The organism is Pseudomonas rhizosphaerae, from assembly GCF_000761155.1.
Lineage (GTDB): Bacteria > Pseudomonadota > Gammaproteobacteria > Pseudomonadales > Pseudomonadaceae > Aquipseudomonas > Aquipseudomonas rhizosphaerae.
The window spans coordinates 1,742,356-1,764,597 of the sequence record NZ_CP009533.1; the positions used below are offsets into that span (position 1 = coordinate 1,742,356).

At 61.5% G+C, this 22,242-nt stretch carries 21 protein-coding genes and 1 pseudogene; 8 read left to right on the forward strand and 14 right to left on the reverse strand.

What is annotated here, in order from left to right; translation table 11 throughout:
• Window positions 1–187: 187 nt before the first annotated feature.
• The 4 genes from LT40_RS07855 (at window position 188) to LT40_RS07870 (ending at window position 3,950) form a co-directional block, all read left to right on the forward strand.
• The gene (locus tag LT40_RS07855; RefSeq protein WP_043188529.1) at window positions 188–871 is read left to right on the forward strand and encodes an RraA family protein; all 684 of its coding nucleotides are present in this window, start codon (window positions 188–190) and stop codon (window positions 869–871) included.
• A 168-nt stretch (window positions 872–1,039) separates the two neighbouring features.
• Window positions 1,040–1,993, forward strand: coding sequence for a tripartite tricarboxylate transporter substrate binding protein (locus tag LT40_RS07860; RefSeq protein ID WP_052393320.1), 954 nt, complete (start codon window positions 1,040–1,042; stop codon window positions 1,991–1,993).
• Window positions 1,981–2,442 carry a tripartite tricarboxylate transporter TctB family protein gene (locus LT40_RS07865; protein ID WP_202807709.1) on the forward strand — a complete coding sequence of 154 codons (462 nt, stop codon included), beginning with the start codon at window positions 1,981–1,983 and terminating at the stop codon, window positions 2,440–2,442. Before LT40_RS07860 ends, LT40_RS07865 begins: the two co-directional genes overlap by 13 nt.
• A complete protein-coding gene (locus tag LT40_RS07870) occupies window positions 2,442–3,950 on the forward strand; it encodes a tripartite tricarboxylate transporter permease (protein WP_043188531.1) in 1,509 nt (502 codons plus the stop codon). Before LT40_RS07865 ends, LT40_RS07870 begins: the two co-directional genes overlap by 1 nt.
• A 28-nt stretch (window positions 3,951–3,978) precedes the next feature.
• Here LT40_RS07870 and LT40_RS07875 read toward each other — a convergent pair whose 3' ends face one another.
• Window positions 3,979–4,860, reverse strand: coding sequence for a serine hydrolase domain-containing protein (locus LT40_RS07875; RefSeq protein ID WP_043188533.1), 882 nt, complete (start codon window positions 4,858–4,860; stop codon window positions 3,979–3,981).
• Between the two features lie 121 nt (window positions 4,861–4,981).
• On the opposite strand from LT40_RS07875, the gene LT40_RS07880 reads away from it, so the two are divergent.
• Together LT40_RS07880 and LT40_RS07885 are read left to right on the forward strand one after the other, a co-directional pair.
• Window positions 4,982–5,749: an SDR family oxidoreductase gene (locus tag LT40_RS07880; RefSeq protein ID WP_043188536.1), complete on the forward strand. Its 768-nt coding sequence runs from the start codon at window positions 4,982–4,984 to the stop codon at window positions 5,747–5,749.
• A 208-nt stretch (window positions 5,750–5,957) separates the two neighbouring features.
• Complete coding sequence (locus tag LT40_RS07885; protein ID WP_052393323.1) at window positions 5,958–6,914, forward strand: antitoxin Xre/MbcA/ParS toxin-binding domain-containing protein; 957 nt, start codon at window positions 5,958–5,960, stop codon at window positions 6,912–6,914.
• A gap of 95 nt (window positions 6,915–7,009) precedes the next feature.
• Here the strand turns inward: LT40_RS07885 and LT40_RS07890 are convergent, their stop codons facing one another.
• The gene (locus LT40_RS07890) at window positions 7,010–7,405 is read right to left on the reverse strand and encodes a RidA family protein (protein ID WP_043188538.1); all 396 of its coding nucleotides are present in this window, start codon (window positions 7,403–7,405) and stop codon (window positions 7,010–7,012) included.
• A 142-nt stretch (window positions 7,406–7,547) separates the two neighbouring features.
• Between LT40_RS07890 and LT40_RS07895 the strand changes: the two genes are divergently transcribed.
• Window positions 7,548–8,462: a LysR family transcriptional regulator gene (locus tag LT40_RS07895; protein ID WP_043188541.1), complete on the forward strand. Its 915-nt coding sequence runs from the start codon at window positions 7,548–7,550 to the stop codon at window positions 8,460–8,462.
• 16 nt (window positions 8,463–8,478) lie between these two features.
• On the opposite strand, the gene LT40_RS07900 is transcribed toward LT40_RS07895, so the two are convergent.
• From LT40_RS07900 to LT40_RS07930, 7 genes are all read right to left on the reverse strand, one after another.
• Window positions 8,479–9,306 carry an EamA family transporter gene (locus LT40_RS07900; protein WP_043188543.1) on the reverse strand — a complete coding sequence of 276 codons (828 nt, stop codon included), beginning with the start codon at window positions 9,304–9,306 and terminating at the stop codon, window positions 8,479–8,481.
• A gap of 143 nt (window positions 9,307–9,449) precedes the next feature.
• On the reverse strand, window positions 9,450–9,869 hold the full coding sequence (locus LT40_RS07905) for an organic hydroperoxide resistance protein (RefSeq protein ID WP_043188545.1): 420 nt from the start codon (window positions 9,867–9,869) through the stop codon (window positions 9,450–9,452).
• A gap of 217 nt (window positions 9,870–10,086) precedes the next feature.
• Entirely contained in the window at window positions 10,087–11,004 is a 918-nt protein-coding gene (locus LT40_RS07910; RefSeq protein WP_043188548.1) for a LysR family transcriptional regulator, read from the reverse strand.
• A gap of 34 nt (window positions 11,005–11,038) precedes the next feature.
• A complete protein-coding gene (paoC, locus tag LT40_RS07915; protein ID WP_043188551.1) occupies window positions 11,039–13,249 on the reverse strand; it encodes an aldehyde oxidoreductase molybdenum-binding subunit PaoC in 2,211 nt (736 codons plus the stop codon).
• Between the two features lie 56 nt (window positions 13,250–13,305).
• Window positions 13,306–14,256 carry an FAD binding domain-containing protein gene (locus LT40_RS07920; protein WP_043188555.1) on the reverse strand — a complete coding sequence of 317 codons (951 nt, stop codon included), beginning with the start codon at window positions 14,254–14,256 and terminating at the stop codon, window positions 13,306–13,308.
• Window positions 14,253–14,912 carry an aldehyde dehydrogenase iron-sulfur subunit PaoA gene (gene paoA, locus LT40_RS07925; protein WP_420329676.1) on the reverse strand — a complete coding sequence of 220 codons (660 nt, stop codon included), beginning with the start codon at window positions 14,910–14,912 and terminating at the stop codon, window positions 14,253–14,255. The genes LT40_RS07920 and paoA overlap by 4 nt, the downstream gene beginning before the upstream one ends.
• Before the next feature lie 255 nt (window positions 14,913–15,167).
• Window positions 15,168–15,791, reverse strand: a complete 624-nt coding sequence (locus LT40_RS07930; protein WP_043188559.1) for a TetR/AcrR family transcriptional regulator — start codon at window positions 15,789–15,791, stop codon at window positions 15,168–15,170.
• Between the two features lie 115 nt (window positions 15,792–15,906).
• Here LT40_RS07930 and LT40_RS07935 point away from each other — a divergent pair, with 115 nt between their 5' ends.
• Entirely contained in the window at window positions 15,907–17,112 is a 1,206-nt protein-coding gene (locus LT40_RS07935) for an MFS transporter (protein ID WP_043188561.1), read from the forward strand.
• 19 nt (window positions 17,113–17,131) lie between these two features.
• Here the strand turns inward: LT40_RS07935 and LT40_RS07940 are convergent, their stop codons facing one another.
• From LT40_RS07940 to LT40_RS07955, 5 genes and pseudogenes are all read right to left on the reverse strand, one after another.
• Entirely contained in the window at window positions 17,132–17,470 is a 339-nt protein-coding gene (locus LT40_RS07940) for an ArsR/SmtB family transcription factor (RefSeq protein WP_043188564.1), read from the reverse strand.
• A gap of 54 nt (window positions 17,471–17,524) precedes the next feature.
• Window positions 17,525–18,649, reverse strand: coding sequence for an alkene reductase (locus tag LT40_RS07945; RefSeq protein WP_043188568.1), 1,125 nt, complete (start codon window positions 18,647–18,649; stop codon window positions 17,525–17,527).
• Between the two features lie 63 nt (window positions 18,650–18,712).
• Window positions 18,713–19,297: a methyl-accepting chemotaxis protein gene (locus tag LT40_RS21985; protein ID WP_237749317.1), complete on the reverse strand. Its 585-nt coding sequence runs from the start codon at window positions 19,295–19,297 to the stop codon at window positions 18,713–18,715.
• A gap of 3 nt (window positions 19,298–19,300) precedes the next feature.
• A pseudogene (locus LT40_RS21990) lies at window positions 19,301–20,068 on the reverse strand (PAS domain-containing protein); the annotation flags it as partial.
• 193 nt (window positions 20,069–20,261) lie between these two features.
• Window positions 20,262–22,145, reverse strand: coding sequence for a hybrid sensor histidine kinase/response regulator (locus LT40_RS07955; RefSeq protein ID WP_237749289.1), 1,884 nt, complete (start codon window positions 22,143–22,145; stop codon window positions 20,262–20,264).
• Window positions 22,146–22,242 lie beyond the last annotated feature (97 nt).

Below are 22,242 nucleotides of genomic sequence, written 5' to 3' on the forward strand. Positions count from 1 at the left end.
GGAGGAGTCTGCCAATGCTCGGACATGACCCAGAAAAGAATCTAGCATAATGAAATGACGTTGCAATAAATGACTCTAGAAAATCTTCTGCTCACGATCTGTCGCGATAAAAGACGGTTGCATCGGTTTAAATGAAATGCAATTCTAAAAAAACGACATCGAATAACATCAAGTAGAGGTATGTCACATGAGCATCGGCTTTCAGGTCCTGCAGCGCCCGCGCAAGGTCGACCCGCAATGGGTCGAGCGCTATCGTGAACTCCCCGTCGCCAATGTGAGCGATTCCATGAACCGCATGACCGCCGCCGGCACGCGTCTACGGCCCATGCACCGGCAAGGCGTGCTGGCCGGACCGGCATTGACCGTCAAGGCGCGGCCTGGCGATAACCTCATGCTGCATTACGCGCTGGATATCGCCGAGCCGGGCGATGTGATCGTGGTCGACGCGGGCGGCGATCTGACCAATGCGCTGATCGGAGAAATGATGGTGGCCTACGCCGTCAAGCGGGGCGTGGCAGGAATCGTCATCAATGGTGCCATTCGTGACGCGGCCAACATCGGTGCGGGCGACTTTCCACTGTTCGCTGCAGGCGTTTCCCATCGTGGCCCCTACAAAGATGGCCCCGGCGAGGTCAACGTGCCGATCGCCATCGACGGCATGGTGGTCGAACCCGGTGATTTGATGATCGGCGATGAAGACGGTTTGCTGTGCGTGCCCTTCGACCATGTCGAACAGGTGCATGCACGTGCCGCTGCCAAGTACGCCGCCGAGCACAAGCAAATGGAGCAGATCGCCCAGGGCAGCAACGATCGTTCTTGGGTGATCGCTGCCCTCAAAACCAAGGGTTGCGCGCTGCTAGGCGAGGCTTGATTGAGCGTCTTCGCTAAAAAGCGAGCCGGCAGACCCGCTGACAGAAATGGCTTTTAAAATGCCGTTCTATTCTGCTAGATTCGATGCATTGTTCCTTGACACGAGAATCCTGCCGCCAAGCCCCAACCCGTTTGTTGCCTCCAATAAAAACAACAGAGGAACACATTGATGAAACGCCACAGCACCTGTTTGTCCGCAGCGTTCCTGGCCCTTGCCATGAGCTCGCTGAACGCCCACGCCGCCTGGCCGGAAGACCGTCCCATCGAATTTCTCGTCGCCTACGCGCCGGGTGGCAGTACCGACGTGATGGCGCGCACCATGCAGCCGTACCTGGAAAAACGTCTTGGGGCCAAAGTGGTCATCGTCAACCGCCCCGGTGCTGCGGGTGAAATCGCCTACACGGCATTGAGCAAGGCTCGGCCCGACGGCTACACCTTCGCGTTCATCAACACACCTGGCTTCCTCAGCACCCGAGTGCAGCGCAAGGTCGGCTATGCGGCCGACTCCATTCGTCCTGTAGCTCGCATCGTCGATGACCCCACCGTGCTGGCCGTGCCGAACGACTCACCCTATAAAACCCTCAACGATTTCATACAGGCTGCCAAGGCCGCTCCAGGCAAGTTGTCGGTGGGCACCTCGGGCGTGGGCACCGACGATCACTTGATGATGGTGCAACTGGACCAACTGGCGGGTATCGAGCTGACCCACGTTCCCTTCGGGGGCGCATCCGAGTCGAGCACTGCCTTGATGGGAGGTCACATCAGCGCGGCCGGACAGAACATCAGCGAACTGAGCGATGACAGCAAGTATCGGGTGTTGGCACAGTTCTCCGCCGAACGCATGCCCCAGGAACCGGACCTGCCTACGGCCAAAGAGCAAGGCGTCGACCTGGTGATGACCTCCGAGCGCGGCATTGCGGCACCGGCCAAGGTCCCGGTCGAGATCGCTGCACGCATGTCCGTGGCTGTGAAGGAGGTGCTCGAGGATCCGGCTTTTCTCAAGCAGGCCAAGGACCTGTCCTTGCCCATCGCCTACCTGTCCGGTGAGGACTGGGCTGCCCAGATGCCGGCGCAGACGGAGCGCTTCCAGCAGCTCTGGAGCGCGTCGCCATGGGTGAAATGAGCATGACCGCACGGGGCAGCCGCCCCGACGTGCTGGCGAGCGGGATCTTCATCGGTCTGGGTGGCCTGGTGCTGTGGTCGACCAGCGACCTGCCGGTCGGCAGCGCGGCGATGATGGGGCCCGGCTTCATGCCGCTGATGATTGGTTCGCTGATCATCGTCCTGGGTCTGGTCGTGGGCCTGGTCGGCATGTTCAAGCAGGTGGAGGCCATCGATCGGGTCAAGCTGCGCCCGCTGCTGATCCTGCTGGCAGCGGTAGGGGGATTCGCCCTGGCCGCCGAGCTGGCCGGGTTCATCATCGCCGCAGCAGGACTGATCATCTTCGGCAGCATGGCCGACAAGGAGTGGCGTGTTCGTGAAGTGCTCATCTCCAGTACGGTATTGACCCTGTTCGGGCTGCTCGTATTCATCTATGGACTCGATGTCCAAATGCCGGTGGGACCCTTCTGATGGACATGTTCGACGCACTGTACCTGGGTTTTTCCGAAGCAATGAGCCCGACCAATCTGGCGTTCTGTCTGATCGGTGCACTGCTCGGAACCTTGATCGGCGTATTGCCAGGCATCGGTCCGACCGCAACCGTGGCGATCCTGCTGCCGATCACTTATTTCCTGCCGCCACTCGCCGCGCTGATCATGCTGGCGGGTATCTTCTATGGCGCTCAATATGGAGGATCGACCACAGCCATTCTGGTCAACCTGCCGGGCGAGGCCTCGGCGGTCGTCACGGCGCTCGATGGCCACGCCATGGCCAAGCAGGGCAGGGCGGGTGCGGCCTTGGCGACCGCGGCGCTGGCCTCTTTCTTCGCCGGTACCGTGGCGACCGTGGCCCTGGCCGTGGCAGGTCCGCTGCTGTCCAAGTTCGCGCTCTCCTTCGGCCCCGCTGAATACGTGGCCTTGACCGTGTTCGGGTTGCTGGCGGCGACCATCCTGGCCAGTGGCTCGGTGATCAAGGCGGTCGGCATGGTCTGCATCGGCTTGCTCCTGGGGATGGTCGGCATCGACGTGAGCAGCGGTTCCACGCGGCTGACGTTCGGCAGCACCGACCTGTACGACGGTATCGATTTCGTGGTCATCGCGGTGGGTCTGTTCGGCATTGCCGAGATCGCGGTCAACCTGGAGTCCGGCGAAGCCAAGACGTCGCTGGCCGGCAAGATCACCCGCCTGTGGCCCACGCGCGAAGACTTCCGCAAGGCGTGGCCGGCTACCCTGCGAGGTACGGCCCTGGGTACGTTTCTAGGTGTATTGCCAGGCGGCGGCGCAACGCTCAGTGCCTTCAGCGCCTACTCGCTGGAAAAGAAGATGTCGAAGACCCCGGAGAAGTTTGGCACCGGTCTGGTCGAAGGGGTCGCCGCACCGGAAGCCGCCAACAATGCCGGCGCGCAGTCCTCGTTCATTCCATTGCTCACCTTGGGCATTCCTTCCAACTCGATCATGGCGATGATGCTCGGGGCCATGATGATCCATGGCATTACCCCCGGTCCTTCGGTGATCACCAACCAACCGGCGCTGTTCTGGGGGCTGATAGCCAGCATGTGGATCGGCAACGTCATGCTGCTGGTCATCAACCTGCCGTTGATCGGCCTCTGGGTGCGCCTGCTGCGGGTGCCATACCGCCTGTTGTTCCCGGCTATCCTGCTGTTCTGCTGCGTTGGCGTGTACAGCGTGAACAACCGCGGTTTCGATGTGGCACTGGTGATCATCTTCGGCCTGCTGGGCTATCTGTTCCGCAAGGCCAAATGCGAGCCTGGCCCGCTGTTGCTCGGCTTCGTACTGGGCCCGCTGCTGGAAACCAATCTGCGCCGCGCACTGTTGATCTCCCAAGGCGATCCCGCCGTGCTCATCGAGCGGCCCATCAGTGCGGTGTTGTTCGCCGCGTCGGCCATTCTGTTGGTGATGATGGTGCTGCCGGCGTTTCGCAAGAAGCGTGAAGAAGCTTTCCAGGACGAAGAAGTGTAAAGGCGTACCGAGCGTGGTTCGGACACGTTCAGCCGTGCAGATAGCGGTGGATGTGTTCGACGACGCAGGCTTCCACAGCGCCTTCACCGGCACCCTGGGCAAACACCGCACAACTGGCCGAAACGTCGCCTGCGCAACCTCGGTACACCGCCACGACGCTGCCGGGGCCGCATCCGGTATGCCCCGTCAACACCTGCCCATCGGCCACGGGCCCGCGCATCAGGCCCAGCGCATAGCCCGGCGCCGACCAGGGGCGGCCGGCAATCGGGCCGCCCAGTGTGCGCGTCTCCTGCATCGCCACCAGCAGGTCGGCCGGCAGCAGGGTGTCAGCCAGCAGCCGGTCCAGGAGCAGGGCAGCTTGCGACAGTGGGCCGATCAGCAATCCGTGATAGACCCAGCCCGGGTCATAGTTCGAAGCCCCCGTGCAGGCGTGTTGCAGATCGGCTCGATCGGTCGCGAAACGCACATCGTCGAGACCCAATGGCAGCAGCACACGGGTGCGAACCGCCTCGGCCAGGGTCAGGTTGCTGGTGTGTTCGATCAACCTTGCCACCATCAGGTAGCCCACATTCGAGTAATGCCAGCCTGCACCAGGCTTGTACCGAAGCCGGTCGGCCTGCAACCGCTCGAGCATTTCCTGCGCCGACCAGGGCAGTTCATGGTTGGCGACAGCGGTGTGGTAGTCGGCCAACTCGGCATAATCCGCCAAGCCCGCCTCGTGCCGCAGCAGTTGGCGAAGGGTGTAGTCGTTGCCTGCCAACGGATCGTCCAGGCTCAGTTGCCCATCGCGCACCAGCGTCAATGCGGTGGCGGCAAGGACCGTTTTGGTGAAGCTCCACCAGGGCAGCGTTGGCTCGCAGGGTTGTGGATACAGTACAAGTTGGCCGTTGACGACCACGGACATCAGCATGCTGGCCTCGCGAGTGAGCGATGGGACGGATGAGGAGCGTGCGACTGGCGCCTTTCCCCCAGGCGTCCTATGGTAGACCAGACTTGCACACAATGACTTCCCCACCTTACTGGAGGCTTCCATGCAAACCACGGGCAACACGATCCTGATCACCGGTGGCGGTAGCGGCATCGGTCGCGCTCTGGCCGAAGCCTTTCTGGCCCGAGGCAACGAAGTGATCATCGCGGGGCGCCGAGAGTCACTGCTCGAACAAGTGGCTCAGGCCAATCCCGGCTTGCACTACACCGTACTCGACACCAGCGATGCGCAGGACCGGCAGCGAGTCGTCGAACAGCTGATCGAACGTCACCCGGACCTCAACACGGTCATTCACTCGGCCGGCATCATGCGCGGCGAGTCCTTGCGGGCAGGCTCCACCGAACTTGAAGCCACGGTCGCTACCAACCTGCTGGGGCCCATCCATCTGGATGGCCTGCTGCTGCCGCACTTTCTCACTCGACCCCACGCGGCCATCGTGACGGTCTCCTCCGGATTGGCGTTCGTCCCGCTGGCCCTGAACCCCAGCTACTGCGCGACCAAGGCGGCGGTCCACTCCTACAGCCAGTCACTGCGCTACCAGCTCAAGGACACCGCCGTGAAGGTCCACGAACTGGTGCCGCCGTACGTCCAGACCGAACTGATGGGCCAGCGCCAAGCCAACGACCCCCACGCGATGCCGCTCGCGGAGTTCATCGACGAAGTCATGGCGATTTTCGAACGCTCGCCGGATGCCGAGGAGATTCTCGTCGAGCGGGTCAAGCCGTTGCGTTTCGCCGAAGCCAATGGCGGCTATGGACAGTTCTTCACGAACTTCAACGACCAGATGGCTGCGGCGCGGGCGGGGGAGTAGGGCCAAAGAGGGTTGTACCGATCTTTCGGATTCATCTTTCCGGCGCGGATGTTAGGAGAACGGTTTGCTGGATTGGCTTGCATCACATTCGGTACTGGCCGATAATCGCTTCCAACAACTAATCCTCGTGACTGGCGTGGTTTGGCCATCTGGTTGGAGGAGGAAAAAGCCGGCGCGAGCCGGTTTTTTCGTTTCTGGAGTATGGCAAATGCAGCTACCGCCTCAGTCGGAGCCTCTGCGCACTCGCATTTACATCGATGGATACAACTTTTACTACGGATGTCTACGTGGCACTCCCTACAAGTGGCTGGATCTGCTGCCCCTTTTCGAAAGACATATCCTCCCATCGGCACTGGTAAAGGATGAAGAAGGTCGGATCAGACAATCAATCCTGCTTGCGTCCCCTTCGATAAAGTTCTTTACCGCGAAAATCGTCGAGTCCGTTGCTCGCGCGGCCGATTCCGTTTCGTCGCAAGCGCGTTATCACACTGCGTTGAGAAAGCTATATGAAACGCGTATCGAGTTGGTCGAAGGTTACTACGCGGTCAACAAGATGAAAGTGAAGGTCGTCGATCCTGATTGCCCGAACCGTGCTCCACGCGAGTGCCGGGAGGTACAGGCCTGGAAAGTCGAAGAAAAGCAAAGTGACGTGAACCTCGCTCTGCAAGCCTATCACGACGCCATTACCGGCCAGATTGACCACGCCGTCATCGTCACCAACGACACCGATATCGCTCCAGCGCTGCAAATGATCAGAGCCCATACCACCGTGCTGATCGGTGTAGTCGTACCAACCATCGACCAGCGCCGTCCTCCCAACACCGACCTGGTGAAGCTTGCCCATTGGAGACGGGAGCATATCAATCCTCATGAGCTGGCAACTTGCCAATTGCCCCGTGTCATTCCGGGGAGAAAGGCGACCATAAAGCCTGAATCCTGGTATGCCCAACCTGAGTTGCTCAAAGCGATTCTGGAGTTGGCTGCCCCTGTACGTGGAAGCAAGGCAGCCGTATTCAAATGGATGGATCAAGTGAATCCCTATCTGGGCGATCAACGCCCGATCGATATGATCGACTCTCACTCGGGTGCGAATCAGGTACTTGAATACATTCGAAACTATCTTTCGCAAACTACATCCAGACCTGATGACATACATACCTCTTAGGCATGACGTAGGACTCTTCCGAACTTCTCGCATTATATTTTCCATCGTCATCCGCCATAACGCCGATACAAAGCCCGCTTGACGCCTCGTGCCCATTAAACCCCAGGCAGCTTCGCTATCACCTTGATCTCGAAATCGAAGCCATATAACCACGTAACGCCCACGCAGGTGATGTTCGGGAAAGGCGCCTGTCCCCAGTATTCAGGCACCACTTCCCAGATGGTTTCGAACCGCGATTGCGGGTCGACGATGAACACCGTGACGTCCACCACGTCGTCGAAGGTGCACTGCGCCGCGTGCAGCACGGCGTTGAGGTTCTGGAACGCCAGGCGCACCTGGTCTCGCAGGTCCGGCTCGGGCGAGCCGTCTTCGCGGCTGCCGACCTGGCCGGACACGAACAGCAGGCCATTGCTGCGAACAGCGGGTGAATAGCGGTTGCGTTCATAAAGGGCCTGGCGGCCGGTTGGAAAAACGACGTCACGCTGAGTCATGGGATTGCCTCCGTAAGCGGGCCGGGCGACCCGTTATCTATCGAAGGAAAACAGTAGAGGCTTGCCCTGGCGGGATAAACGAGCAAGTCTGACCAGGACTGTTTGCGTTTTCCAAACAATGGCTCCTGAAAACGAGGTACCGATGGACCGTTTCGATGCCATGCAGGCGTTTGCGCGGGTGGTGGAGACGGGCAGTTTCACCCAGGCGGCGCACACCCTGCACATGAGCAAGACCACGGTGACCCAGCTGGTGCAGCAGCTCGAAGCGCGTCTGCGGGTGAAGCTGCTCAACCGCACCACGCGCCGGGTCAACGTCACCGCCGACGGCGCCGCCTACTACGACAGGGTGGTGCGCCTGCTGGCCGATCTGGACGACGCCGAGACCGGTCTATCCAGTGCCGCCACCGTTCCGCGCGGCAGGCTGCGGGTCGACGTGCCCAGTCCTTTCGCCAGCCATGTGCTGATGCCAGCCTTTCCCGAATTTCATCGCCGCTACCCGGATATCCAGATCGACATGGGCGTCAGCGACCGCATGGTCGACATCATCGGCGAGAACGTGGACTGTGTCGTGCGCGGCGGTGAATTGACCGATCAGTCGCTGATGGCGCGCCGCCTGGGCGACCTGCGATTGGGCGTCTATGCATCGCCCGGCTATTTGCGCCGACTCGGCACGCCCCAGCATCCCGGCGATCTGGAAGCGTCCGATCACCGAGTGATCGGCTTTCTCTGGGCACGCACGGGCAGGGCCCTTGCTTACACCCTGCAGCGCGACGGCGAGCGCGTGACCGTACGCGGCCAAGCGGTGCTTTCGGTCGACGACGGCAACGCCTATCTGGCCGCAGGGCTGGCTGGCATGGGGGTGCTTTGGCTACCGGAGTACATGGCCAGCGCACCCGTAGCGCGCGGCGAGCTCGTTGCGCTGTTTCAGGACTGGCAACTGGAGTCCATGCCGATGTACATCGCCTATCCGCCCAATCGACATATCAGCTTGAAACTGCGGGTGTTCATCGAGTGGGTGGTGGAACTGTTGCCGTTCGAAGGAGCGGCGAGCGGGTAATACAATGCCTGTGCGGTCAGCCGATGATGATGGTGCCGGCAGCGATAATCGTACAGGCCAGCACTTTGCGCACGGTGAGGCTTTCGCCCAGGAAGAACCAGCCGATCAAGGCTGCGAACAGCACGCTGGTCTCGCGCAGCGCCGAGACCATACCCATGGGTGCATCGGTCATGGCCTGGATGACGATGCCATAGGCTAGCAGGGACACCAGGCCGCCGGCAGCCGCCGTTGCCATTCCGGGACGATAAGCAAACAGGCTGCGCGCTCCGCGCCGACCGATATACACCATCGGCATCAGCACCCCCCACAGCACACACATCCACACGGTATAGGCCATGGGGGCGCCGGACAGGCGCGCACCGATGCCATCGGTGACGCTGTAGGCTGCGATGAACACACCGGTGCCCAGGGCGTAGGGCAGGCTGGGCACGGCCAGTTTGCCCTTGCTGAAGGCCAGCAGGATGATGCCGCCCGAGACCAGGCAGATGCCGGCCAAGGCACTGGCCTGGATGTGCTCGCCGGCGAATATCGCTGCACCCAGCGCGATCAGGATCGGCGACGAGCCGCGGGCAACCGGATAGGTCTGCCCGAGGTCGCCCATCCGGTAGCTGCGCACCAGAAACAGGTTGTAGCCCACGTGCAGCACGCCCGACAACACGGCATACGGCCAGCTCGCCATGGCTGGAGCCACCATGAACAGTGCCAGGACGATGCAAGTGCCAGCCACGGCCAGGCACATGACGGTCATCGACCAGAGCCGATCCGCGCCACCGCGCAGCAGTGCGTTCCAACCGGCATGGAGCAGGGCGGCGAATAACACGAGGGAGATGGTGGAAATAGGCATTGCGGCATTCTAGGCCAGCAAGCAGGAGACAGGACAGTGAAGTCTGCTCGTCGTCGATATCGGATCATCAACGCAGCAGGCCCGCGCAGTTCAGCCGAACTGCGCGGGCCTGCCCTTGCGATCAGAGCGATCGCAGGGGGGCGTCAGACAGTGACGTGCAGACGAACGTCGACGTTGCCGCGGGTGGCATTGGAGTACGGGCAGACCTGGTGGGCCGCTTCGACCAGCGCTTCGGCGTCGGCCTGTTCCAGACCTGGCAGGTGGATGTGCAGATCGATGTCCAGACCGAAACCGCCGGGGATCTGGCCGATGCCCACGTTGGCCGTGATCGAGGTGTCGGCCGGCACGCTGCGCTTGCTCTGGCCGGCGACGAATTTCAAGGCGCCGATGAAGCAGGCCGAGTAGCCCGCCGCGAACAGCTGCTCCGGGTTGGTCGCTGCACCGCCGGCACCGCCCAGTTCTTTCGGTGTTGCCAGAGCCACGTCGAGAATCTTGTCACTGGAGACAGCACGGCCATCACGGCCACCGGTGGCAGTTGCGGTTGCGGTATAGAGAACGTTCATGGATTTATCTCTTCAGGACTGGATGGGGGTACCGCCAGCGCGCATATGCACGATAAACAGTGATGATTAATCTATCGTGCAAATATTTAGCACGCAAGACATTCCTGTGTTGATTTCGGCAGGGTGCCCGATCTGGCCCTGTTGCTCTTGACCCGCAGGGCCACATTTGGCGGTTAGGTTAGCGTCAGCGCCTGAAGCAACGGTTGGTACACCCTGATCATCTGGGCAGCGGTCCCATGGGCTCCAACTCCCGGATCAGATCGATCAGCAGCCTGAGCCCAACGGGCACCTGTCGAAAGCTCGAGTAGTAGATGTGGAAGCCAGGATCGGTGTGGGCCCAGTCCTTCAGGACCTCCTGCACGGTGCCGTCCTCGATGTACCTGGCGATGACACGTTCAGGTACGTACATCAGACCGGCTCCTCGGGTGACCAATGCAACGCCGACGCGGGTTTCATCGATGGTGATCGCGCCGGGTACCTGCACCTCGAGTTTCTGGCCGTCCTTGACGAACTCCCAGTCATACAACCGCGCGTTGCCGAGGCGGATCTTCAGGCACCGATGGGCTTTCAACTGCTCGGGATGAGTGGGCACACCGAAACGCTCGAGATAGCAGGGTGTTCCCACCACGCTCCAGCGCACATCCGGGGACAATCGCTGAGCGATCATGTCACTGGGCACCGTGCCGCCGAAACGAATGCCTGCGTCGTGGCCCTCGCCAATCACATCGATCATCCGGTTGGTGACGGTCAGGTCCACTTCGATGTCGGGATAGCGCTCCACGAACACTGGCAGGACAGGGCCGAGCAGTAATTTCGCGCCATCGCTGAGGACGTTCAAACGAATGCGACCTGCCGGCTCGTCGCGCAACCGGTTGAGGGTCTCCAAGGCGTTGCTGATGTCGGTCAGTGGATGGCTGACCAGCCCCTGCAGCTCTTCGCCGGCAGCGGTAAGGGTCACGCTGCGGGTGGTGCGATTGAGCAGGCGAACGCCCAGGCGCGCCTCCAGGCCTTTCATGGCATGGCTGAGCGCCGAAGCGCTGATGCCGACTTCGACGCTCGCACGGCTGAAGCTCTGGTGCTTGGCAATGGCCAGGAAATAGATGATGTCAGCCAGGTTGGCACGACTCAGTTGCATGGATCACCCGCCAGCGGAGCGCTTGAAAGGGCAATCATACAGAAGCGGGTAACTGATCGATGAGCTTGTCCAGCGTGATCGGATAATCCCGAACCCGTACCCCAGTGGCATTGTAGATGGCATTGGCGATGGCGGCGGCCGCACCGGAGATGCCCAACTCACCCACGCCCTTGGCTTTCAACGGCGTTGCGCAAGGGTCGACCTCATCAAGAAAGATGACCTCCTGATGGGGAATGTCGGCGTGCACGGGGACCTCGTAACCCGCCAGGTCGTGATTCACGAAGAAACCCAGGCGATGGTCCACCACCATGTCCTCCATCAACGCCGCGCCGGCGCCCATGGTCATGCCGCCAATGATCTGGCTTCGTGCCGTTTTCGGATTCAAGATACGGCCGGCGGCGCACACCGCCAATTGGCGACGGATGCGAATCTCGCCGGTGGCTGCATTCACCCCGACCTCGACGAAGTGCGCACCGAACGTCTGCTGGGAGAAGCGTTTGGCCAGATCGCCATATTCCATCAGATCCTCTGCCTCGATATCGCCGTGCGCCGCAGCGCTGGCCAGCATAAAGCTGGCGCCGGCGTCGCGCACCTGGCCGTCGACGAACTCGGTCGTCACCGGGTCCAGGCCGAGTTTCTGCGCAACGGCTTCGCGCAGCTTCACACAGGCGGCATAGACACCTGCGGTGGAGGAGGCCGCCCCCCATTGGCCACCCGACCCGGCGGACTCGGGGAATCGCGAATCACCGAGAAGGACCTCGACCTGATCGATATCCAGCCCCAACATTTCGGCAGCGGTCTGGGCAATGATGGTGTACGTGCCGGTGCCAATGTCCGTCATGTCGGTTTCCACGGTGACTCGGCCTCGCCGGTCGAGTCGTACGCGAGCGGCGGATTTGCTCGTCGGCGCGCCCCGGATGGCTGAAGCCACCCCCATGCCGATGAACCAGCCATCGTTCAGGACCTGAGCGGGCGCCGACAGCCGCTTGCTCCATCCGAAACGCTCGGCGCCGAGGGTCAGGCACTCGATCAACTGACGCTTGGAAAAGGGTCGGGTGGGTTGTTCGGGATCGACCTGCGTATCGTTCATGACCCGAAACCGCACGGGGTCCATGTTCAGCTTGGCGGCCATTTCATCCATGGCGATTTCCAGCGCCATCATGCCCGGCGCCTCACCGGGCGCGCGCATGGCGTTGCCCTCGGCCAGATCCAGCACGGCCAGTTTCAGGCGCGTCAGACGATTCGCGCCTGCGTACAGCGAGCGGGTCGCCGCCGTCGCCGGTTCGGTACGGCCTCCACGCAGATTGCCCGACCAGCTCTCGTGGCCTATGGCAGTGATGCTGCCATTGCTGTCCGTACCGATGCGTATACGCTGCAGGGTGGCCGGGCGGTGGGTCAGATTGTTGAACATCAGCGGCCGGGGCAGGGCGACCTTGACCGGGCGTCGGGCCTCTCGGGCCGCGAGCGACGCCAGCACCGCGTCGCACAGGATCGTCCCCTTGCCGCCGAAACCGCCGCCGATATAGGGCGAGATCAGATGGACCTGCTCCTTGGCGATGCCGAGCGTCTTGGCCAAGTCGCGAACGCCCCAGTTCAATTGCTGGATCGACGTCCAGAGGGTCAGCTGATCGCCTTGCCATTGAGCGATGGTGGCATGGGGTTCCATCATGGCGTGAGCCTGATCCGGGGTGCTGTAGGTTTCGTCGAGTTGCACCGCTGCACGTTGGAACGCGCCGTCGAAATCGCCGACGTCGGTCTGCGCGGGGGGACCGAAGGCGGCGGGCGGCGGCGTTTGCGCCGCGTCTTTCTGTGCTTTCAGGTCGAACTGTCCAGGCTCTCGAACATAATAGATGCGCAGCAGTGCAGACGCCGCGCGAGCCTGCTCGAAGGTTTCGGCCACCACGATGGCCACGGCCTGGTGATAGTGATCCACCTGGGGGCCGCCCAGCGCCCGGCTGACATAGAACTCGCCCTTGTCCAGCTTGCCGGCATTTGCATGGGTGACGATAGCGATCACGCCCGATGCCTGCCTGGCTTGCTCCGAGTCGATCGACGAAATGCGCCCCTTGCTGATCGCCGCCCCGACCACGTAACCATAGGCAGGGTTGCTGACTGCCGCATTCTGCTCATAGGCGTAGGTGGCGGTGCCAGTGGTCTTGAGCTTGCCATCGATGCGGTCTTTGGGGTGGCCGATGACATTGAGCTGATCGATCGGATTGGTCGTCGCGGGCGTATCGAATTTCATGGGCTATCTTCCTGTTCGGTTCGCCGGTCGGCCAGCGCGATAGGCAATGGGCGGCGTTACGACGACGCTTGAGCCAGTGCCAGACCCAGCGTGCGCTCGGCGAGTTTCAGCTTGAACGCGTTTTGCGCCGTGGGGCGGGCGTCGCCGAGCAGGCGGGCGCTCACTGCGGCCGCCCCTTGAGGCAGCAAAGCGTCTGCGGCGACGTCGTGCCACGGCTTGTAGGCGACACCTCCGAGCGCGATCCGTCCCGTTCGATCCGGCTGCACCACTGCCGCCACCGAGATCAGGGCAAAGGCGTACGAGGCGCGGTCACGGACCTTGTAGTAGATGTGCCTGCCGCCTGCCGGTTTGGGCAGGATGACCGCCGTGATCAATTCGCCCGGGGTCAAGGTGTACTCCAGGTGAGGCGTATCGCCGGGCGCCTTGTAGAGCTGCGCGAGTGGAAACGTGCGGGTCTGGCCGCTGGCGTTCAGGGTTTCGACCGCGGCATCCAGTGCCTGCATGGCCACCGCCATGTCGCTCGGATGGCTGGCAATGCAGGCATCGCTGACACCGATCACGGCTTGCTGACGACTCATGCCGCCCAGCGCTGAGCAACCGGTACCGGGACGGCGTTTGTTGCAGGGTTGGTTGGTGTCGTAGAAGTAGGAGCAGCGGGTTCGCTGCAGCAGATTGCCCGCCGTGGTCGCCTTGTTCCGCAGTTGCCCGGATGCGCCCGACAACAGGGCCCTGGACAGCACGGCATAGTCGCGCCTGACTTCGGGCGCGGCAGCCAGGTCGGTGTTGCGCACCAGCGCGCCGATGCGCAAACCACCCTCGCGCGTGGCCTCGAGGGTATCGAAGCCCAGACCGTTGACGTCGAGCAGGTGCTGTGGGGTTTCGATCTCCAGCTTCATCAAATCCAGCAGATTGGTGCCCCCGGCAATGAACCGCGCTGCGGGGTTGGCCGCTGCTGCCGTGGCGGCTTGCTCGGGCGACGTCGCACGTTCGTAGGTGAATGACCTCATGCGGTTTCCCCCGTGGCAACCTCGGTAATGGCATCGATGATGTTGGAGTAGGCGCCGCAGCGGCAGATGTTGCCGCTCATGCGTTCACGCAGTTCGGCTGGGGTCTGCACGACCGGCGCGATCAGGTCCTGGGTTACGTGACTGGGAATGCCGGCCTTCAATTCGGCCAGCACCGCCACCGCCGAGCAGATCTGTCCAGGCGTGCAATAGCCGCATTGATAGCCGTCATGCTTGATGAAGGCGGCCTGCATCGGGTGCAGACGCTCCGGCGTGCACAGGCCTTCGATGGTGGTGATGCTGTCGCCTTCATGCATGACTGCAAGGCTCAGGCATGCGTTGATCCGGCGTCCCTCCACCAACACGGTGCAGGCGCCGCATTGGCCATGGTCGCAACCTTTTTTGGTCCCGGTGAGTTTCAAGCGCTCGCGCAACACATCCAGCAACGTGGTTCGGTTGTCCACCTCAAGGGTCTGCCGGCGACCGTTCAACGTGAAGGTCACAGAAGAGCTCGCCGGTGCCTGCGCGGCTGTCTTGCCGGGCTCGACGGCGTTCACGGGCGCTGCCGACAGGGCCATCGACACGGCCGAGCCTGCCGTTCCCACCAATACCTGACGGCGAGACAGCCTGAAGCCGTCTTTGGGATGCAGATGATCCAAGTCTCTCTCTCCTTCAGCAATGCCCGTCGGCACGAACAACAATGACCCACGCAAAGGACACGTCGGATTGAGGCAGGTGAATCCAGCAGGTGCTGAAGCAGATCCCCTACACCCTTTAAGGTTAAGGCATCACGTCAGTGGCGATAACGTCGATGGGCGGGATGAAGTAGTGAATGAAGCTCAGTAATGGCGTGAAGGGCAAATCATGGGGCCGGCGTTCGTCGCAACGCTATCAAGGGCCGATTCGAACAGCGATCAGGCATCGTGACCTGTGCTCAGGCTGTCCCACAGCCCCATCGTCTGATCGACCGCCGCGTCCAGGGTGGCCGCCGTCACACCGTCGCGAGCCAGCGTCGACAGACCCAGCAGAAAACTGTCGAACGCGGTGGCAAGCACTTCAGGGATCACGGTTTTCGGGAGTTCACCGCTGCTAATTCCTCGCTCGACGCAGGCGCGTAGGCCGGCGCGGTTGGCATTTCTTGCGTTCACCAACGGCTTGGAGATGATTTTGCTCTCGGCCGAACATGCGCTCATCAGCCCCAGCGCGACCAGGCACCCGGTTGGGTGACCGGCCTCGGACTGCATGCTGGCCGAGCGGCGCAGGGTCAGTTCGATGGCCGTCCTGGGGGGCAGGGTGGTGTCGAACAGGCTTTCAGTGACGCGGCCGTGGGTACCGAGATAGCGCTCCACCACCTCATCGAACAGCGCCTGCTTGGAGCCGAAGGCAGAGTAGAAACTGGGCGCGGTGATACCCCCGCCAATGCTGGCTTTGAGCTGGCTGAGCGAGGTGGCGTCGTAGCCATGCTCCCAGAACAGGTGCATCGCCTGAGTAATTGCCTCGTCGCGGTCGAACGTGCGAGGGCGCCCCATCTGAGCCATGTCGGATCTCCTTCGTTGGTACATAGATACTAAACGATACATAAGTGGTTGACCACGGCGAGCGGCTTGTTTAGATTTGTATCGATCGATATATAAATCCCTAGGAGCACACCGGATGACCACGGATGAAACACAACGCGACACACTCCCGCTCGGCGCTTTATTGGCCCTGGCGATGACCGGTTTCATCTGCATCGTGACCGAGACGCTGCCCGCTGGCCTGCTCCCGCAGATCGGCAGCGGCCTGGGTATCTCGCCGTCGCTGGCTGGCCAGATGGTGACCGTCTACGCCCTAGGGTCGTTGCTGGCGGCCATCCCGTTGACCATCGCGACCCAGAGCTGGCGGCGCAGAACCGTCCTGCTGCTGACGATCGCGGGGTTTCTGCTGTTCAATTCCATCACTGCCTGGTCGTCCCATTACGTACTGACCTTGGTCGCCAGGTTCTTTGCGGGTGTGTCGGCAGGTCTGGCCTGGAGCTTGATTGCCGGGTATGCGCGACGCATGGTCGTGCCGCAATTGCAGGGCCGGGCGCTGGCCGTGGCGATGATCGGCACGCCGATTGCCCTGTCGCTGGGCGTGCCCCTGGGTACCTGGCTGGGCGGCTTCATGGGCTGGCGCATGGCGTTTGCGTTGATGTCCGTCTTGACGCTGGTGCTGATCGGCTGGGTGCTGGTCAAGGTGCCGGACTATCCGGGGCAGTCTTCGACCCAGCGGCTGGCGTTGCACGAGGTCTTTTTCACCCCAGGGGTGCGACCGGTGCTGGGTGTGGTGTTCACCTGGATGCTGGCACACAACATCCTCTATACCTACATCGCACCTTTCGTAGCGAAGGCGGGGTTGGCCAACGATGTCGATCTGGTCCTGCTGGCCTTCGGCATCGCCGCGCTGGCGGGCATCTGGGTGACGGGGCGTCTGGTCGACCGTCATCTGCGCACAGCGGTCCTCTTCAGTCTGGCCAGCTTTGCCGCCGTTGCGGTATTCCTCGGCCTGTTCATGACCTCGGCGACCGCCATTTATCTGGGCGTGGCGATCTGGGGGCTGACCTTTGGCGGCGCCGCCACTCTGTTGCAGACGGCACTGGCCGACTCCGCAGGCAGGGGCGCAGACGTTGCGCTGTCGATGAATGTGGTGGTGTGGAACAGTGCGATTGCAGGCGGTGGGTTGCTAGGTGGTTTCTTGCTCGGCCACTGGGGGGTGGGCTGGTTTCCCTGGGTATTACTAGCGGTGGTTTTGATCAGCCTGGGAATCGCCTCACGGGCGAGGGTGCATGGTTTTACCAAGGGCGGCCGGATCTCGGGCGAGGTCGTTATCGGTCACTGATGCTCAAGGCGCCTGCCAGTCAGGAGCCTTGTGGAATAGTGATGTCCACCGCTAGGTCTGTAAGCAGCCCGGACATTGCCGCCTGGATTCGTTCTTCGTTGCGCCTGTAGTAGGTCCATTTGCCCACCTTGCTGGCCTCGACGAAACCCTGATCAAGCAAGGCTTTGAGGCAGATGGAGGTGGCCGGCTGCGACAGCCCGGCCTTGTCCTGAATAAGGCTGGCGCAGACGCCGTGCACACTGAAATCGTACAGCTGGCTGTAGCCTGCGAACGACCGATGAGGATCCTTGAGCCAGGTCAGGACGGCTCGCCGGGTAGGGCTTGATAGAACCTTCAGTGCTTCGTTCAACGCCGTCATGTGGATGCCTGACCCTGTGATGGCCGAGAGTGAACCCGCCCGAAAGCGTCTATTTTAAGGGGTCATGAACGGATAGTCGATGTAACCCCGTTCTCCACCGCCGTAGAGCGTTGCGTGGTCGACCGGATTGAGGGGTGCGCCGTGCGCGAAGCGCTTGGGCAAATCCGGGTTGGCGATGAACGTGCGGCCGAATCCGAACAGATCGCCATGACCGTCAGCGAGCACCCGTTCGGCTTTTTCCCGGGTGTAGCAGCCGGAATACATGATCGGATTGTCGAAGGTTTCGCGCAGTGCCTGGCGGAAGCTCACAGGCAACTCCGGAGCATTGTCCCAGTCGGCTTCGGCAATGGACAGGTAACCAATGCCCAATCCATTCAACATCGCCGCCGCCTGAACGTAGGTGGCATGAGGGTCGCTTTCCACCAGGCCCAGGTAGACACGCGCCTCCTCGGTAGTCTCGAACAGCGGTGCGAAACGCACGCCGACACGCTCGCGGCCGAACACCGAGATCACCGCTTCGGTCACTTCACGCAGAAAGCGCAGGCGGTTTTCGAGGGAGCCGCCGTATTCGTCGGTGCGCTGGTTGGTATGTTCGGACAGGAACTGATTGAGCAGATAGCCATTGGCCGAATGCAGTTCGACGCCGTCGAAGCCTGCTTGCTTCGCGTTCACGGCGGCCACGCGGTACAACTCCACCAGCGCTTTGACCTCTGCCGTGGACAGTGCGCGAGGCAGGCTGGGATCTGCCAGCTCGCCCGTTTCAGGGCCGGTCTCGATGAACACTTTCACTGCCGTTGCTGCAATGGCCGACGGGGCTACAGGTGGCTGGTTGTCAGGCTGCAGGCTGTTATGGGACACCCGCCCGACGTGCCAGAGCTGGCAGAAGATCACGCCGCCTTCCTCGTGTACGGCGCGAGTGACCTGCTGCCAGCCAGCGATCTGCTCCTGGCTGTAGATACCCGGCGTCCAGGCGTAACCCTGGCCGCGCGGCTCGATCTGCGTGCCTTCGGTGATCATGAACCCCGCACCGGCACGTTGTCGGTAGTAGGTGCTCATCAAGGCATTGGGGACGTCGCCCGGCTGGCTGCTCCGCGACCGCGTCAGAGGGGAGAGGGCAATGCGGTTCTTGAGGGTCAGGCCACCGAGTGTGAGGGGGGTGAACAAGCTGGCGTCGGTCATGGTGATTCCGTAGGGCTACTGAAAGTGGCCACACATTAACACATTCGAATGTGTTTATGTGAATCAGCCCATCCAGCCAACGGCCGTCTTCGGAATCACCTCCGACTCATCCAGCTTGGATGCGAACATGCTGACCGCTTCCACGGCATCGCTGGTTCCCGTACGGATTTGCAGGATCACCGAGCCGGCTTGCTCGGCCAGCAACACGCCTCGTTGTGCACCTTCATGGGTGGAATTGATACTGGTGACCGCGTCCCGGGTTTCAGCCAGGATCTTGCCGATCATTTCAGCGATCTCGCTGGTCGATCGACTGGTACGCCCGGCCAGTTGCCGGACTTCGTCGGCTACCACCGCAAAGCCACGACCCTGGTCGCCTGCGCGCGCCGCTTCGATGGCGGCGTTGAGTGCCAGAAGGTTGGTCTGGTCGGCGATGCTGCGGATGGTGTTGACGATTGCCGTGATCTGCTCCGAGCGCTCTCCCAGTTGACCCACAAGGCGCGCCGAGGACTCGATATGGTTGGCAATCAGGCGCATTTCCACCGCCGTTTGCTGAATGACTTCGGCGCCCTGCTCGGCGACTTTCTCGGTTTCGGCCGAGATATGGTAGGCGCGTGACGCGCTGCGCGAGTCTTCCTCGAACTTCTCCACACGCTCGGTGATGTCGCTGGCGAACTTGACGATCTTGGTCAGGGTGCCATCCGCGTCGAAGACGGGATTGTAGGTCGCTTCCAGCCACAACGTTCGGCCGTGCTTGCCGATGCGTTTGAATTGGCCACTGAAGACTTCTCCGGAGTTGAGTCGTTTCCAGAAATCGCTGTATTCGCTGCTGCCGACCAGGTCGGCCTCACAGAACATGCGGTGGTGCTTGCCCTTCAGATCCGCCTGGGCATAGCCCATGGTATTCAGGAAGTTCTGGTTGGTCTGAAGGATGTTGCCGTTAAGGTCGAACTCGATGACCGCCATCGCCCGATCCAGGGCATTGAGCTTGCTGTTGGCCTCGGCATCCTGGAGCACCTTCTGGGTGACATCCAACGCGAACTTGACCACCTTGCAAACTTTGCCCTGCTCATCCAGCACGGGGCTGTAGCTGGCCTCCAGCCACACCTTTCGCCCGTCCCCGCCGACCCGCTGGAAGGTGCCGGAAACGAATTCCCCGGCTCGAAGACGGCCCCACAACTCCGTGTAGGCAGGACTGCGGACCAGAGCGGTCGGACACAGATCCGCATGCGCCACGCCGACGATTCGCTCGGCGCGATAGCCCATGATCCGCAAGAAGTTTTCGTTGGCGCGAATGACCTTACCGTCCAGACCCAGCTCGACGATTGCCATCGAGCGATCCAGTGCATTCACCAATCCTTGGTGTTTGATGATTTCAGCGTCCTGGGATTGCAACCTACGTTTCAGCGCTGAATTGAACACGTCGTTACCCTCGGATTGGATGTATGCCTCTCAAAGGGGTATCGACCGCGAACCGCAAAGCTCCATGAACACCGAGAAAAAAGCTGTGAAGAGAAATCGCAGCCTTTTTTTTGCGCATCGGGCCCGCGATTGGATGATCGAGCCGAAGGAAAGGTGAAACGCTGCTGGCCAGAGCCCATGGCCAGGGCGGGTATCAGGTTCCAAGTATCCGCTGACGCCGCTTGCAGTTGGCAACCTTGCACAAGCGCCGCGATAACTGCTCGATCGAGTAGGGTTTATGCAGCAGTTCAAAACCGAAGGTGCCGTTCTCTGCCAGGGCATGGCTATACCCCGATGTGAGTAGTACGGGAAGGTCGTGGTGCTCTTCGCGGATTTTCCGCGCAAGATCGATCCCGTTCATTCCCGGCATCATGACATCGGAAAACACCACATCGAAGCGATCTGCGTCTGCGGCCAGTTCTGCAAGGGCTTGCTCTGCGTTGTTGGCCAGTACTGGAAAGTAACCCCGATCTATCAAGGACTGCACAGCGACATTGCCAACCTGGACGTTGTCTTCGACCACCAACACACAGGTGCCATGGCCGTATACCAGCGCTTCTTCCTCTTCCTGCGAAACCGCTGGTGCAGGCGCCTCTACTTTGGGCAGGTAAAGGTTGAAGGTGCTTCCATGCTCTGTCGAGCTCTGCACCGTGACCTCGCCCCCCGACTGTTTCGCAAACCCGAAGACTTGAGACAGGCCCAGGCCGGTACCTTGACCTGGGCGCTTGGTGGTGAAAAAGGGTTCGAACACCTTGGCAAGTTGATCCTGAGGAATACCGACACCCGTGTCGATGATCGACACCTGCACGTACGGTCCGTCGATTGCTGCCTGCCCCTGCAGGGCTGGAATCCGTTCGATCGTCTGAACCCTTATCGCAAGCTGGCCTTCACCGCCCATGGCGTCCCTTGCATTGACGACCATGTTGATCAGGGCGGTCTCGTACTGGCTGACGTCTGCCCTCACGAAACAGGGATCTTCCGGCAGCTGCGTGACGATCTGGATCAGGGAACCCGTCAGCGTCTCGATCATGCCGGACAGTGATCTGACGGTATTGCAGGCGGCGAACACTTCGGGCTTGAGCGCTTGGCGTCTGGCGAAGGAGAGCAGTTGTGAGGTCAGCTTGGCCGCCCTGTCTACCGTATCGGAAATAGCGCCTACATAGCGCTGGCGGCGGGTGTCGGGCAAGTCAGGCTTCTTGAGCATGTCCACCGAGGACTTGATCACCGTGAGCAGGTTATTGAAGTCATGTGCGACGCCACCAGTGAGTTGCCCGATGGCCTCCAGCTTCTGGGATTGGCGCAATGCTTCTTCGGCTCGTGTCAGCGCTTGCGCCTGCTGCTTTTCCAGGGTGACGTCGCGCCCGGTTGCATAGGTAACGTCGCCGGCCGGCGCAGCCACCCAGGAAAACCAACGCAACGATCCATCCTTGTGTCGGTATCGGTTCACCACCCGAGGCATTCCGCCTTCAGCGGCGAGTACATAGGCGTCAACCGTGTCGTCATGGTCATCTTCGACCACGAATTCGTTGACGTGATGGCCGACCAGTTCGTCGGGTAAATAACCCAGCAAGGCCGTCCAGGACGGGTTCACCCGAAGAAACACCCCGTGGAAGTCGATCACCAGGAGCAAATCGGGAGAGGTATGCCAGAGCTGGTTGAGTTCCAGGGTGCGCTGCTGGACTTGCTGCTCCAGGGTTTCGTTCAGGGTCTGCAACTGTGCTTCGATACGCGCTCGCTCGCGTTCCTGGCGAATGGCTTCAGTGATCTCCGTGCCCTGGTTGAACAGGCCCACGATAAGGCCGTTCTCGCCACGAATCGGCGCAGCACTGAAGTTCCAATACGTCGTCTCGGACTTGCCTCGCCGGATCATCGGCAGTTCGACTTCGGCTTGCGAGAAGCCTTCGCCCGTGCGTTGGCAATGATGGAACGGGGCGCATACCTGCTCCCACGCCGAACCCCAGACGTGCGCGACCGGCGTTGCCATGGCATTGGGGTGGCGATCGGCCAACGAAGGGATGTAGGCATCGTTGTAGAGCATGATCAGGTCCGGGCCCCACAGCACGGTAGCCAGTACTGGCGAGTTCAAACAGGTCGAGACCATCGTCTTGAGCGACTGCGGCCAATCGGCCAGGGGG

What these genes read in the sequence shown, in the direction of transcription:
- LT40_RS07855 (WP_043188529.1), top strand. Translation starts at nt 188, where the DNA reads ATGAGCATCGGCTTTCAGGTCCTGCAGCGCCCGCGCAAGGTCGACCCG.
- LT40_RS07860 (WP_052393320.1), top strand. Translation starts at nt 1,040, where the DNA reads ATGAAACGCCACAGCACCTGTTTGTCCGCAGCGTTCCTGGCCCTTGCC.
- LT40_RS07865 (WP_202807709.1), top strand. Translation starts at nt 1,981, where the DNA reads ATGGGTGAAATGAGCATGACCGCACGGGGCAGCCGCCCCGACGTGCTG.
- LT40_RS07870 (WP_043188531.1), top strand. Translation starts at nt 2,442, where the DNA reads ATGGACATGTTCGACGCACTGTACCTGGGTTTTTCCGAAGCAATGAGC.
- LT40_RS07875 (WP_043188533.1), bottom strand. Translation starts at nt 4,860, where the DNA reads ATGCTGATGTCCGTGGTCGTCAACGGCCAACTTGTACTGTATCCACAA.
- LT40_RS07880 (WP_043188536.1), top strand. Translation starts at nt 4,982, where the DNA reads ATGCAAACCACGGGCAACACGATCCTGATCACCGGTGGCGGTAGCGGC.
- LT40_RS07885 (WP_052393323.1), top strand. Translation starts at nt 5,958, where the DNA reads ATGCAGCTACCGCCTCAGTCGGAGCCTCTGCGCACTCGCATTTACATC.
- LT40_RS07890 (WP_043188538.1), bottom strand. Translation starts at nt 7,405, where the DNA reads ATGACTCAGCGTGACGTCGTTTTTCCAACCGGCCGCCAGGCCCTTTAT.
- LT40_RS07895 (WP_043188541.1), top strand. Translation starts at nt 7,548, where the DNA reads ATGGACCGTTTCGATGCCATGCAGGCGTTTGCGCGGGTGGTGGAGACG.
- LT40_RS07900 (WP_043188543.1), bottom strand. Translation starts at nt 9,306, where the DNA reads ATGCCTATTTCCACCATCTCCCTCGTGTTATTCGCCGCCCTGCTCCAT.
- LT40_RS07905 (WP_043188545.1), bottom strand. Translation starts at nt 9,869, where the DNA reads ATGAACGTTCTCTATACCGCAACCGCAACTGCCACCGGTGGCCGTGAT.
- LT40_RS07910 (WP_043188548.1), bottom strand. Translation starts at nt 11,004, where the DNA reads ATGCAACTGAGTCGTGCCAACCTGGCTGACATCATCTATTTCCTGGCC.
- paoC (WP_043188551.1), bottom strand. Translation starts at nt 13,249, where the DNA reads ATGAAATTCGATACGCCCGCGACGACCAATCCGATCGATCAGCTCAAT.
- LT40_RS07920 (WP_043188555.1), bottom strand. Translation starts at nt 14,256, where the DNA reads ATGAGGTCATTCACCTACGAACGTGCGACGTCGCCCGAGCAAGCCGCC.
- LT40_RS07930 (WP_043188559.1), bottom strand. Translation starts at nt 15,791, where the DNA reads ATGGCTCAGATGGGGCGCCCTCGCACGTTCGACCGCGACGAGGCAATT.
- LT40_RS07935 (WP_043188561.1), top strand. Translation starts at nt 15,907, where the DNA reads ATGACCACGGATGAAACACAACGCGACACACTCCCGCTCGGCGCTTTA.
- LT40_RS07940 (WP_043188564.1), bottom strand. Translation starts at nt 17,470, where the DNA reads ATGACGGCGTTGAACGAAGCACTGAAGGTTCTATCAAGCCCTACCCGG.
- LT40_RS07945 (WP_043188568.1), bottom strand. Translation starts at nt 18,649, where the DNA reads ATGACCGACGCCAGCTTGTTCACCCCCCTCACACTCGGTGGCCTGACC.
- LT40_RS07955 (WP_237749289.1), bottom strand. Translation starts at nt 22,145, where the DNA reads ATGCTCTACAACGATGCCTACATCCCTTCGTTGGCCGATCGCCACCCC.